Genomic DNA, 12,298 nt, shown 5'->3' on the forward strand with positions numbered 1-12,298 from the left:
TCATATGTATCAAGATGTGCATTGAATTAACAACGATTTTTATACCTTTTAAAATATCATATGTGATTAAGCTAGGAATGAGAATGTCGGACAATTGAGTTAGCAAAAGCTATCCCTTGTCCGAAGCCGATTCATCTCATGACTGAAGTCACGAGGGTTCTCGGCTATATACTAAAATAAAATTGTCTCATTCGAAAATACCGCTTTATTACTTGACATTTTTATAAATTCTTTAAAAGAAGCAGACATATATTTATCTTTACGGTAAATAAATAGAGTTTTGACTTTACCGAATTGATTTGGGATAGAGTGTTGTAAGAGATGACCCTCTTTTACATATTTCTCTACCGCACTATGAGGAAGTAAACTAATCCCTAGTCCCGCAAATACACAACCAATTATTCCATCAAGTGTTCCAAGTTCCATGATTTTTTCCGGAATGACTCCTTCATAATGTAACCATTCTTCAAATCTTGCCCGATACGAACAACCATTCCGAAATACTAATATTGTTCGACTTTGTATTTCTTTTATAGAAGACAAAGGTTGATGGGACACATCCGTTACAAGGACTAGCTCTTCATCTATTACTGTCTTATAAGTAAGATCTGGATGTTCAATAGGTCCTGCAACAAAAGCTCCATCGAGTTCATACTGTAGAACCCGTTGGACATTTAGTTCAGTTGGACCTGTTTTTAATGTTAGGTCAACCGCTGGATACTCACGATGAAACCTTGAAAGTAATGCCGGTAAACGAACTGCAGCAGTTGTTTCCATAGAACCTATTACTAATGGACCTTTTGGTGTTTGATCATCACTCATCACATTTCTAACCTCATCTAAAAGTTGAAATATTTCATCTGTATACGAAAGTAATACTTTACCTTTGTCCGTAAGAGTAGTTCCTCGATTATGTCGATAGAGTAGCTTTGTTTGAAGATCCGATTCCAATTGCTGAATTCTTGATGTGAGATTGGATTGTGCATAGTTTAGTTCTCTAGCTGCCTTTGATATACTGCCTAATTTTCCGACAGCTTGAAAAAATTTTAGTGCTTGTAAATCCATAAATAGCCACCTTCCCTTCTTTGATATATAAAAAACTGATACCTCTTCATCATTTTTACGTATTATACCATATATCAAAAATCAGATAAGATAAAAATAGAAATAAAGATTATTTTTATTGGAGGTGAAAAATTGAATAAAAATCCTTTTTTATTTTTGATTGGGGGAATTTTTTCATTAATGATTGCTATGGGAATCGGAAGGTTTGCCTACACTCCAATTTTGCCGCTAATGCAAAATTCTCTTGCCTTTACTGATGCGGTGGCGGGCTACCTCGCTTCAAGCAATTACGCAGGATATTTCGTTGGAGCAATTTTGGCAGGAGTTCTCCCTTTGAAAAAGCATAAAACATTTTATTTAAGAGGTAGTCTTATGGTAAGTATTATTACCACTGGCATGATGGGGCTTTCTCATTCCTACACACTGATGCTTATCATTCGCTTTATTTCGGGAGTGGCAAGTGCACTGATTTTTGTATTGGCTTCCAGTATTGTCCTAGATAGACTGGCTATTGTAGGTAAAACAAATTGGGCAGGCTATTTTTATTCTGGGGTAGGCTTCGGTATCCTTTTTTCGACCCTCTTTATTCCGAGTTTTAACGATTTATATATGTGGGAAGGTGTATGGGTAGGACTTGCCACTGTAAGCAGTATTCTAGCTATCTTTGCATGGTTTTGGCTCAAAGATTCCCCAAACTCGAATGTAAAAAAGGATGAACAAATAGTTATTACACAAGCACCCCCCCTTAAATGGCTTCCTTGGTTAATTATTGCCTATGGACTAGAAGGGTTAGGCTACATTGTAACAGGGACATTTATTGTGTCTATTGCTGATAAGACCTCAATCTTTAGCATTGATCCTGCTATTGTTTGGATGGTTGTTGGCTTAGGTGCAATTCCATCATGTATCATCTGGTCAACTCTCGCAAAAAAATGGGGGTTTGTAAAATCATTAGTATTTTCGATGATTCTACAATCTATAGGTATTGCACTACCTGTCTTCTGGTTGAGCCAATCTAGTTTAATTATAAGTGCATTATTATTTGGAGCTACTTTTATGGGTATTACTACACTTGCCACAACATTGGCACGCCAAATGAGTCCATCTAATAGCAGTCGAATTATTGGTTATCTAACCGCCATTTATGCTGTTGGTCAAATGATTGGACCAACAATCGCTGGAATCCTTTTATCTTATACTCAAAGCTTTAATACAGCTTTGATTGGAGCTGCTAGTGTAGTATTTATTGGAGCTATGTTACTTGTAAGCGGTATTCGTTTTGATCGAATGCCAAACATAGAAACTACAAATTAAAATCAAATTGAAAGAGGGAATTTTTATGCCATACGTAAATATTAAAATTACAAATGAGAATGTTACACCTGAAAAAAAAGCTGAGCTTATTAAGGGAGCAACACAATTACTAGTTAATGTATTAGGAAAAAATCCAAACACAACTGTTGTAGTTATTGATGAAGTTGATACTGATAATTGGGGAATTGCTGGCGAATCAATAACTGTTCGTAGAAAAAATGGTCAGTAATTTAAATTCTAACGTTATCATAGCCACCCTTCCAAAGGGTGGTTTGTTCCACGGCTATAAGCCGTTTACTACCGGCCAGCGTCTCAAAACGCTGCCTACTAATGTAAAAAGAGTATCTAACTTTTAAGGGTCACTTCAAAAAACTATTTGTATTTGTTTTTACTTGATAAGTTGAAAAATAAAAATAAATATTAAGCTGTCCATTAGCAGAAAAAGCGTTCCTACTACTTTTGTAGAAAGGGGGCTTTAGTTTAAGTACAACATTCACAAGTTAGCTATTGATAAGGAAGATCCAAAGTAAAAAAAGGTTGTCCAGTTGCAACCTTTTTTATCTCCAAATATTCAATATGTATTCTATCTAATTGATTTTACTAAATGATGCCATATCTTTAACTAGTTATTTCTTATCCATTCTCACTTTAACAATTTCTTTCTATTTGTAACCAGAGGAGGTTGTTCGAGCCATTTCTTTTCAACAACAATATCAAAAGTGTCCTTAGCGTATAGCATCACTTCGGAAATAATTTTCGTATATTGAGCTACAAGGTCGGTTCTCATTGACAATGACATTGCGTGTGAAATAAGGTTGATGTCTACTGAATTCAGTACATTAATCATCTCAAAAATAAGTTTATCTGAAAATGGTGATAAGGTTGAATCTGTAACTTCCATACCAACAGTTACTGTACCAAGAAGGTCTTCCTCCATCAACAAATCGTTAAAAAATTTGATTTGTTTTTCACTGATTGTCTTTCCTTTTATTATGTGATTCTTTAGTTTCTTATCCTTTATTACTTGAGCAAACCCCAACATGACAAGAACGGAGAAATAATTTCTCTCAATGTTAAAGAATATCTCGGATAATTCAATAGCATTCAGTGGGCGTTTTTTACCAACGAATCCTGTAAGAAAAGAATCCTTTTGTACAAACTCAATTTCCTTTGGATATTCCATTTTAGGAGGTCGGTCATAGATTCCTTTTGACAACATCATCCTTACTGCTTTGCCAAACATTTCTGTAGACGTATGTATGCACTCTGTGAAGAAGTCAAGTACGTCCAGACGAACGTTATTTGATGCAGTATAACTAAAGTTAATCATCCCCAGACGATTCATCATGTAAATATAACTCAGTGTAAACACATCGTGAAATAATGGAGGAGCGGACAAATTGACATCCCCTTCTGAAAAACCTTCTGGCATCGGAAAATTTTCTTTTAGGAAGATTTGTTTGATTTTCTCTAATCTCCCTTCAGATATATTCAATGCCTCCTTTGTCAGCGGTTTGATTTCTTCATCTTGAAGATGGTGTAAAAAGTATGTAAGGAATCTAATATTCATACTTTCTTGAATAAAAATTCCCCATAATCCGCCAATTTCTGTACAAGTCAATTCAATATTGAATTGTTTTTCGTGAGGTTTCACAATAACCATTCCCTGCAATATTTTTTAATTATTATTTCATATTAAAGGAAATTTATTACACCTACACTTTTTCTAATTGAACCGTTTAATCGAATAAAAAAGAATCTATATTATATTCGTTCATATCTAAATAAAGATTATTGCGTTCGCAAACTTCATACGTCACTGCGAAATAATACCTTTTCACATTTTCACTTCCTAATTTTTTTACCCTAATATCAAATCATTTAGCATGGTTTGCGTCTCTGTATCAGGTTCTTTTATTTTGTTCCTGTAAGCTGGGATACCATTCTGCTTAAACTGAGGATATTTTATGATGGGTTCATTTGATTAATGCGGTGAAATTCCATAGGAGAATCAATAAACCGAAGATACTTATAGCACTGAATGTAGAGGTTATTACTTTTTTCCTTCTAGGTGGCGAATATGTATCATGCTCAAATTTATACCCTTCATTTTTCAAATCGACATATTAGAAAGTCTTAAGATTTTATTTCCTGAAGTTAAAAATAGAAATGACATTCAGAGATTAAATTCGATGATTGAATATTATAATAAATAGTCTAGGAGGAGTATAATATGACATTATGGTAAAATTAAGCAAATATTGCAAGCCTCATATTAATAAATTGAATCTGGCTAATAACCGCCATAGTGGATAAGAGTATTAGATTAAAGGAGACAGATTACAATGACAGAATTATATAGATGGCCCAATTTTCAAGCAGCCTATCCCCGTTCGTAAATGTGAAATTCATAGAGATGGTGAATATGCTTTTTTACCTTTGGAACTTTGGGATAGAGGGTCGGTGGGACAGAGGGTCGGGAACTGTGGGTCACAATAAAATATGCCCCATCGGACAACTTAAGCCAATGGGGCAATGATGTTTAAATATTTATGCGTGATAGGATAAAACGATGTAATCCTTATTTAAAGCCTCTTCATTTCGCTTTGCATTTTTTAACAAACCACATACAGGTAATTCGTAGGAATACGTTTTAATGGATTCGTTAATAATGCCTTTCGTTTTCAAAGTTTCAAATAATTGTTTCATAGCATCTTCTACTGAAATTTGGCTGTTTGAACTTTTATCTAAAAATCCTTCGATACACACTTCTTCAAAGTCATCAGAGATTTTTTCAGTTGATTCCAAAATTTCAATGTTCATTAAGTTTTCGACTTCATCTTTATCTAATTTAATAATTGTAAAAATGTCCATTTTTCTATCCCCTTTTCATATATTATGTTCCTTCGTGACCAAAGTTGAGGTTGTCCATAACATTATTCCTACCAAAGATAACAATTTAATATCTAAAAAGCAAGGACAAATCTATGAACATTCTTATAATAATAAACACTTTCAAACATTTGACTAAGCCACGGGGGCGGGAACTGTGGCTCATACGAAGAAGATTATTATTTTTCGTTATATTTATGATAATGCGTCAATAATGGAATATAGTGGGAAAGCAGAGTTTAAAATGGGAGGTTTTATGATTTGGGCAAATTTCTTGAGTTTATTTATCAAGATTTTAAATACAAGCTTTATGTGCCTAGTGAACATCATGCAGATAAAGAATCTCCGTTATTAGTGATGCTTCATGGATGTAGACAAAATCCAGATGATTTTGCTGCTGGCACAAACATGAACACGCTTGCTGAAAAGGAAAATTTCCTTGTCCTCTATCCTGACATGAACCATCCGTTTAATCCTTTAGATCCGTCCGGATACAATCCCTTTGGATGCTGGAACTGGTTTGTGGATAAGAATCAACACCGTGGGGAGGGGCATCCGAAGCTCATTTTTGAGATGATCAATAAGGTCAAAAGTAAATACAAAGTTGATTCCAATAAAGTGTATGCTGCGGGCTTTTCGGCAGGCGGCTCATTAGCCTGTATACTTGGGGCAACCTATCCGGATGTCTTTAACAGTATCGGTATTTATGCAGGACTTGCCTATGACGCTGCCAATGTATTTTATCTAACCGACCCGATGGCTAAGGAAGCTAAGTTAAGGATGGAAAAAGGCGTCGTTGACCCATACCAATGTGGAAACCATGCCTTTCAGGAAATGGGCGATTATAAGAAAAAAATGCGGGTCATTGTTTTCCACGGGACCAGCGATACAACGGTCAACCCCATTAATGGTCATCAAGTGATCACCCAATGGGCGCAAACCAATTTTCTCGTTGAAGGCGGTATTGGCCTTGTTCACGTTACCCCCGCCCTGGTCAAATCAGATATTATAAATGGTAAAAGCTATACCCAGCATGTATATCATGATGGAGATGGCAAACCATTAATGGAACTTTGGATGATTGGTGCTATGGGGCATACCTGGTCTGGCGGAAACCCAAATGGTTCTTACACAGACACGATGGGTCCTAATGCAACAGAAATACTATGGAATTTTTTAAATAAACACCAACAACAAGAGCATACGGAGGAAAAACCAATCGAGACTCTAGCCAAAAAGCCAATTTTGGCACCAGTGAAATTCCAACCCTACTCACCTGACAAATCACCGGTCGACATACCTATTGGGCCTCCCATCAATGTACCTGTACCACCAATAATCAATCCGCATAACATAGCTCCAGCCGAAACACCTAAAAAGAACTTTTTTAGCAAGCTGCTTTCGAAACTTATGAGAAAAAAGGAAAAAACTAATAATCATGATAGTAACAGCGGAATGGACATTTAATTGGTCCACAGGGTCGGGAACTCTGGACCGTTATGCTTGTTGGTGCTTTAGGATTAGGAATTAGTTTCGGAACAATGGCGTTATTTACGATGTTTGATGCAGGCTTATCGATTATCTGGATGCCATTGTTGGGGTTTCTAGCTGGATTTTCCGCTACCTTAGTATTTGTGCCCTTTCATGCTTCCGTACAAATTGAAACTCCTGTTCATATGACAGGTCGGGTATTTGGAGTTGTTAATAGTGTTGCAACAACAGCGACCATTATCGGCCCCCTACTTGGCGGGTGGCTTTCAACAGTAGTAGGAGTACTTCCAGCCTTTTTTATCTCATCATCTTTATTAGTGCTAATATCCTTCATTGGTTCGCCGCTAATAAATAAAAAACGCAGAGAGGATGCAGCTTATTAAAGCGTCCTCTTTGCGTTTTAATTATTTTTTAATAATAAATAGATAAAATAGGGAGCACCGATTAAGGCTGTGATGATTCCTGCTGCTATACCTTCAGGGTCAACCAGGTTACGGCCAATCGTATCGGCTAGCAACAATAACCACCCACCGATTAGAATCGCAATTGGAATAAATAATTGGTGGCGATGTCCCACCAACGCTTTTGCAATATGGGGAGCCATAAGTCCGATAAAGGCAATTCCGCCGGTTACCGATACTGCCGCTGCTGCTAAGGCAACTGCAGTCAAAAGAAGGACAAGTCTTTCTTTTTCGATTGCAACCCCTACGCCTATAGCAGTAGGCTCACTTAGATTTAAGAGATTTAATCGATTGGCTTTATAAAGTGTAAATGGGATCAAAATAATCAGCCATGGAAGAAGCGCCCATATAAAAGGCCAATCTGTTCCCCAAATATTTCCCGCTAGCCATTTTGCAATAAAATCAACTTTTTCGGGCTCTGACGATGAAATTAGCAAAACCATCGTTCCGGACAATGCCATCGAAAAGCCAACCCCTATTAAAATCATTCTTACCGGTTGCAGGTCACTTTGTTTACTATAAGAAATCAGGTAGAGTAATAATGCTGTTATAAGTGCACCGATAAAAGCAACCGCAGGCAAGAGGTATATAAATGACCCAGGTTCGATTGGAAAGTATAAAAAGAAAACAGCAATCGCAACACCTGCACCAGAATTTATCCCAATTACGCCGGGATCCGCTAAGTCATTACGTGTAATACCTTGTAATATTGCCCCTGATACTGCAAGCGCCATTCCGGCAAAGAGTGTGATCAATATACGCGGCAGCCGAATGAAAAATAACACAAACTCCTCTTTGAATGTTCCTTGACCTAGAATGGTCGGAATAATTCGATTGTAAGAGACGGAAGAATATCCTAAGCCGATACTTACAATGATTGTAATCAAAATTAATGCTAACAGTCCAAATAGAAAGATACGTTGCTTTTTAATTATACTAGGATGAATCATGAGAAAACCTTCCCTCCTTTACGGACAATGAATAAGAAAAAGGGAAGTCCGATGATGGCAACAATAGCCTGAACCGGTGTTTCAAATGGTGCGTTTATATTCCGTCCAAGCGTATCTGCAATCAGCATAAAGATTGCCCCACATACAGCTGACATTGGCAGAATATGACGATAATCAGTTCCAACAATACCACGAACAATATGTGGAATCATCAATCCAATAAAAGCAAGATTGCCGACTAATGCAACAGAAGCCCCGGCTAATATAATCACAACAATAAATAAAATATATTTCACCTGTGTTATTTTTTGCCCTAAACCAATGGCAAGCTCCTCATTTAGACTGAGAATGGTGAGTTGTCTCGATAAAAAGATTGATAGCATAATCCCAATTATAATAAAAGGAACAATCACTTGAAGCTGATTCCATGTCGTTCCGATAATGCCGCCCGCACTCCACATTGAAACATCTTTTGAAATTTTAAAATAAATGCCTACCCCTTCGGCCACTGCATGAAGGAAAGCAGAAACTGCAGCACCAGCCAATACAATTCGAAGTGGTGAAAAGCCACCTTTTTTAACCGCCCCAATACTAACTACCAAAATTGTTCCGACAGCAGCCCCCACAAAACAAGCAACCATAATTACAAAATAATTGGCAGCAGGAAGGAATGCAATCGTTATCGCTAATGCTGCATTAGCACCGGCCGTTAATCCAAGGATGCTGGGGTCCGCAAGTGGATTTCTTGTAATTCCTTGCATAATGGCCCCGGCTATAGCAAGACCCGCCCCAACAAAAATGGCTGCAATCTCACGTGGGAGTCGTATCTCACGAATCATAATAATCGTATCTGTTTTTACAGTAGACGTAAGTGCCAGCCAAACTTGTTTAATAGTTGTATCTGCTGCGCCAAACACCATTGATAGAAAAAATGCCCCAAACAATAAAAGTATAGATAGAATAAACTTATAAATGAAAGGGAAAGAATTAGTTGTTTTTGTCATTAAAAATCATCTCTTCTTTTATTTAGGAAAAAAAGCGAGCCGGAGTTCCCGACCCTGTGTCCCACCATCTTTATTTACCTAGAAACGACTTTATAAAGAAGTCTAATTGATATTCAAGTAAAATTGGATCGTTGTAACGAAATTCCTTTGCATTGACTACAAAAGTTCGGTTGTTTTTAACTGCAGGAATGTTTTTAAATGTTTCAGACCCCATGAAGGAAGTGTCGGTATCTTCGTCCTTACTAACAATTAAGTAATCGCCTGCGTACTCAGGAAGTACTTCAATTGATAGTGAATAATATCCGTTTCCTTGTGCTGTTTCTTTTACCTTTTCAGGCATCTTTAACTTCATTTCTTGATATAGGATTTCTGTACCGCGCCCAAAGTTATCTCCAAAAACATATAGTTCTTTATTGAAGTTTTCGATGACAGAAACTGTTGCATCTTCACCAATTTTTGCTTTTATTTCTTCTCCAGCTTGTTGAGCCCTTTGTTTGAAGTCATCAATCCAAGCCTTCGCTTCCGCTTCTTTATTTAATAATTTTCCGATTTCTAGATGCTGTGTTAAATAATCTAGTTGGCCATAGGTGAACGTTACAACTGGAGCAATTTGCTTCAGTTTATCAATATTTTTCGTAGTAGAAAGTCCGATAATTAAATCTGGCTCCAACTCGATAATTTTTTCTAAACTTTCATCCGTAACTTCCTCGATTCCTTCTAACTTATAGCGAGGATTCATTTTGGACCATGGATCAACACCAACAATTGGAACGTCCAAAGCAGTTACATTCCCAGCATACATCCCTAATACAATGACCCGCTTCGGATTAGCTGGCACCTCTACAGGTCCGTTTTCCGATTGGTATGTAATTGTATCCGATTTTGAATTTTCCTCTGGAGGATTCACTGTGTTCTTTGTATCATTATTGCCACAAGCACTAAGCAAAATGACTAGCAAGAGTAGAAATGGTAGTAGTCGGTTTTTCATGTTGCTCTTCTCCTTCTAATAAATCATAGGTAATACACATTGGTTTGTTTGTTCTAGGATCACAGCCAATGACCGCATCGATTTGAAACACTTTCTTCAATACCTCTTGGCTAATCACTTCTTCACAACTTCCTGCTTTTATAATGTTCCCATCCTTCATAGCAATAATATGATCAGCAAACCGTGCAGCTTGATTCAAATCATGGAGAACCATTACAATTGTTCTTCCTTGTTCCCTATTTAGGCTTTGTAAAAGCTCTAACACCTCTAATTGATGGGCAATATCCAGATAAGTTGTCGGTTCATCTAGAAAAATCATCTCAGTTTCTTGAGCAAGTGCCATTGCAATCCAAACACGTTGGCGTTGACCACCTGATAATGCATCCGCTGGATCGTATTTATATTCTGATAATCTCGTTACTTCAAGAGCCCAATCAATAACCTCCATATCTTTCTTAGTTAACCGGCCAAAACCCTTTTGATAAGGAAAACGTCCATAGGACACTACCTCTCCTACCGTTAACCCACTTGCTGTTTCCTGTGTTTGCGGTAGGATTGCCATCTTCTTGGCAAGTTCTTTCGTATTTTCCGCTGTAATGCTTTTCCCATCAAGTAGAATCGAGCCGGATTGATGAGGGATAATCCTTGTCATCGCTTTTAAAAGTGTCGATTTCCCACAACCGTTAGAGCCGATAATGGTTGTGATTTTTTTATCAGGGATTTCAATCCCTAAATTCTTAACAATAAACCGTTCACCGTAACTGACGTTTAAATCTTTTGTATAAAGGCGAGTCATACAAATGCCTCCATTTTATAAATATACTATCCGCCATTGATAATCATTTTCAATTATATCCGTTTTTTAATATAATATTAATGATAATCATTGTCAATAGAATTTCACACAAAACTTATAAACAAAAAATGGGTCACGAGGCCAGGAACTGTGGTCCGGTGTAGACTGCACCCATGCTAGGCACACAAAAAAAGACAAAACCCGATGTCCCAGATTTTGTCTTTCAAATTATAAAGATCTTTTTACTTTTATAGGTAGCGCTTGAATAGTACGCTATTTTCCTTAGCAACATGTAGGAAAACATCATCTGCTAACTCATGGAGTTTCGTATAGGCAACATTCATCGTAGGGCATGCAAACTCTGGAGGAGTAAAATCGTTGGTTTCTTTGATTAAGTACTTAATAATATCTCCGGCGCCATCATGATCGCCTTCTAATTCAAGAATGTTTAAGCGAATTGTCTCCCTTTCCTCCCGTGTTTTATCAAGTTTGCGCATTGCTGGGAAAAGTTCCTTTTCCTCTTTAGCGAAATGCTCCTCCAACTCCATCTTTAACTCGCTGAAGTTTTTATGCAGCATTAAAACCAAGTCTTTGTCATGGTCATAGTGGGCAAGCAAAATTTTATTCAGCAGTTGATCCAATTCCTTTAACAGAGCGCGCTCTGGTTGATGATGGATCTCGAGGATTAAGTCGATGAGGTCCTCATCTGATAACTCAGACACTGGTATTTCCTTGTCAGGTGTAGCTAAATAGTCGTTGTATGCGTTCTGTAACTCAGTAACAAAATCTGCCGTTAGCCCCCCTTCTTCGATAACGGCTTCAAGTGTACGATCCCCTTGGCAGCAATAGTCTATATGCAGTTCATTTAGGCGTGTAGTAACGGCAGGAAAATAGGTTACAAGTTCTCCAAGGCTCGTTTGATTGTTAATAGCAATAATTTGATTCATTTTTTAAATCCTCCTCGTCATTTGTGGAAGTTATTTTGTCGACTTTATTTCTTTCTTCCTATGCTTTTATAGTAATTCAAAACGAGGAGCCTAACATTGACAAAGGTCAAATTTTGTAAAAAATGGGTCACGGGACCGGGAACTCTGGACCATTTGGGATACCCTTAATGTTTTTGCGAATAATAAGATTGTTTAACTAGAAATCAAGGAGGTTTTTATATGCAATCTGATCAACAAGCTAATGAAAATTTGAGTTCAATTATGAAACCAGGCTTTGCCGGAACCAATGCACAAGAGGTCAAACAACAAATTCAAAAAGATGTAAGCGAAGGGCAGGGCGCGATGACTTCCAGAGAAGCAGGAGCCATGAGGGATTAAAAAAAACCACTC

13 protein-coding genes are annotated in these 12,298 nt (G+C 37.3%); 5 read left to right on the forward strand and 8 right to left on the reverse strand.

Features of this window, described 5'->3' with window-relative positions:
- Positions 1 to 171: 171 nt before the first annotated feature.
- Complete coding sequence (locus P9E47_RS21615; RefSeq protein WP_326164922.1) at positions 172 to 1,065, reverse strand: LysR family transcriptional regulator; 894 nt, start codon at positions 1,063 to 1,065, stop codon at positions 172 to 174.
- A gap of 132 nt (positions 1,066 to 1,197) precedes the next feature.
- Between P9E47_RS21615 and P9E47_RS21620 the strand changes: the two genes are divergently transcribed.
- Positions 1,198 to 2,379, forward strand: coding sequence for a YbfB/YjiJ family MFS transporter (locus P9E47_RS21620; RefSeq protein WP_326164924.1), 1,182 nt, complete (start codon positions 1,198 to 1,200; stop codon positions 2,377 to 2,379).
- A 25-nt stretch (positions 2,380 to 2,404) separates the two neighbouring features.
- On the forward strand, positions 2,405 to 2,608 hold the full coding sequence (locus P9E47_RS21625) for a tautomerase family protein (protein WP_326164927.1): 204 nt from the start codon (positions 2,405 to 2,407) through the stop codon (positions 2,606 to 2,608).
- A 414-nt stretch (positions 2,609 to 3,022) separates the two neighbouring features.
- On the opposite strand, the gene P9E47_RS21630 is transcribed toward P9E47_RS21625, so the two are convergent.
- Positions 3,023 to 4,033 (reverse strand): DUF3231 family protein, encoded by a 1,011-nt coding sequence (locus P9E47_RS21630; RefSeq protein ID WP_326164929.1) that lies wholly within the window; start codon positions 4,031 to 4,033, stop codon positions 3,023 to 3,025.
- Positions 4,034 to 4,929: 896 nt separating this feature from the next.
- Positions 4,930 to 5,253, reverse strand: coding sequence for a hypothetical protein (locus P9E47_RS21635; RefSeq protein ID WP_326164931.1), 324 nt, complete (start codon positions 5,251 to 5,253; stop codon positions 4,930 to 4,932).
- Between the two features lie 279 nt (positions 5,254 to 5,532).
- Here P9E47_RS21635 and P9E47_RS21640 point away from each other — a divergent pair, with 279 nt between their 5' ends.
- Together P9E47_RS21640 and P9E47_RS21645 are read left to right on the forward strand one after the other, a co-directional pair.
- Positions 5,533 to 6,738, forward strand: coding sequence for an extracellular catalytic domain type 1 short-chain-length polyhydroxyalkanoate depolymerase (locus P9E47_RS21640; RefSeq protein WP_326164934.1), 1,206 nt, complete (start codon positions 5,533 to 5,535; stop codon positions 6,736 to 6,738).
- Between the two features lie 32 nt (positions 6,739 to 6,770).
- Complete coding sequence (locus P9E47_RS21645; RefSeq protein ID WP_326164936.1) at positions 6,771 to 7,145, forward strand: MFS transporter; 375 nt, start codon at positions 6,771 to 6,773, stop codon at positions 7,143 to 7,145.
- A gap of 17 nt (positions 7,146 to 7,162) precedes the next feature.
- Here the strand turns inward: P9E47_RS21645 and P9E47_RS21650 are convergent, their stop codons facing one another.
- The 5 genes from P9E47_RS21650 to P9E47_RS21670 form a co-directional block, all read right to left on the reverse strand.
- Positions 7,163 to 8,173 (reverse strand): FecCD family ABC transporter permease, encoded by a 1,011-nt coding sequence (locus P9E47_RS21650; protein WP_326164939.1) that lies wholly within the window; start codon positions 8,171 to 8,173, stop codon positions 7,163 to 7,165.
- Complete coding sequence (locus P9E47_RS21655) at positions 8,170 to 9,177, reverse strand: FecCD family ABC transporter permease (RefSeq protein WP_326164941.1); 1,008 nt, start codon at positions 9,175 to 9,177, stop codon at positions 8,170 to 8,172. The genes P9E47_RS21650 and P9E47_RS21655 overlap by 4 nt, the downstream gene beginning before the upstream one ends.
- 70 nt (positions 9,178 to 9,247) lie before the next feature.
- Positions 9,248 to 10,165: an iron-hydroxamate ABC transporter substrate-binding protein gene (locus P9E47_RS21660; protein ID WP_326164943.1), complete on the reverse strand. Its 918-nt coding sequence runs from the start codon at positions 10,163 to 10,165 to the stop codon at positions 9,248 to 9,250.
- Positions 10,116 to 10,961 (reverse strand): ABC transporter ATP-binding protein, encoded by an 846-nt coding sequence (locus P9E47_RS21665; RefSeq protein WP_326164946.1) that lies wholly within the window; start codon positions 10,959 to 10,961, stop codon positions 10,116 to 10,118. Before P9E47_RS21665 ends, P9E47_RS21660 begins: the two co-directional genes overlap by 50 nt.
- A 248-nt stretch (positions 10,962 to 11,209) precedes the next feature.
- On the reverse strand, positions 11,210 to 11,908 hold the full coding sequence (locus P9E47_RS21670) for a DUF542 domain-containing protein (protein ID WP_326164947.1): 699 nt from the start codon (positions 11,906 to 11,908) through the stop codon (positions 11,210 to 11,212).
- Between the two features lie 219 nt (positions 11,909 to 12,127).
- Here P9E47_RS21670 and P9E47_RS21675 point away from each other — a divergent pair, with 219 nt between their 5' ends.
- Positions 12,128 to 12,286, forward strand: coding sequence for a hypothetical protein (locus P9E47_RS21675; protein ID WP_202594785.1), 159 nt, complete (start codon positions 12,128 to 12,130; stop codon positions 12,284 to 12,286).
- The last annotated feature ends 12 nt before the right edge of the window (positions 12,287 to 12,298 follow it).

The organism is Schinkia azotoformans (assembly GCF_035811335.1).
Classification (GTDB): Bacteria; Bacillota; Bacilli; order Bacillales; family Bacillaceae_J; genus Schinkia; species Schinkia azotoformans.

Coding starts and splice junctions, on each gene's coding strand:
- P9E47_RS21615 (WP_326164922.1), bottom strand. CDS start 1,065: ATGGATTTACAAGCACTAAAATTTTTTCAAGCTGTCGGAAAATTAGGC.
- P9E47_RS21625 (WP_326164927.1), top strand. CDS start 2,405: ATGCCATACGTAAATATTAAAATTACAAATGAGAATGTTACACCTGAA.
- P9E47_RS21635 (WP_326164931.1), bottom strand. CDS start 5,253: ATGGACATTTTTACAATTATTAAATTAGATAAAGATGAAGTCGAAAAC.
- P9E47_RS21645 (WP_326164936.1), top strand. CDS start 6,771: ATGCTTGTTGGTGCTTTAGGATTAGGAATTAGTTTCGGAACAATGGCG.
- P9E47_RS21650 (WP_326164939.1), bottom strand. CDS start 8,173: ATGATTCATCCTAGTATAATTAAAAAGCAACGTATCTTTCTATTTGGA.
- P9E47_RS21655 (WP_326164941.1), bottom strand. CDS start 9,177: ATGACAAAAACAACTAATTCTTTCCCTTTCATTTATAAGTTTATTCTA.
- P9E47_RS21660 (WP_326164943.1), bottom strand. CDS start 10,165: ATGAAAAACCGACTACTACCATTTCTACTCTTGCTAGTCATTTTGCTT.
- P9E47_RS21665 (WP_326164946.1), bottom strand. CDS start 10,961: ATGACTCGCCTTTATACAAAAGATTTAAACGTCAGTTACGGTGAACGG.
- P9E47_RS21670 (WP_326164947.1), bottom strand. CDS start 11,908: ATGAATCAAATTATTGCTATTAACAATCAAACGAGCCTTGGAGAACTT.
- P9E47_RS21675 (WP_202594785.1), top strand. CDS start 12,128: ATGCAATCTGATCAACAAGCTAATGAAAATTTGAGTTCAATTATGAAA.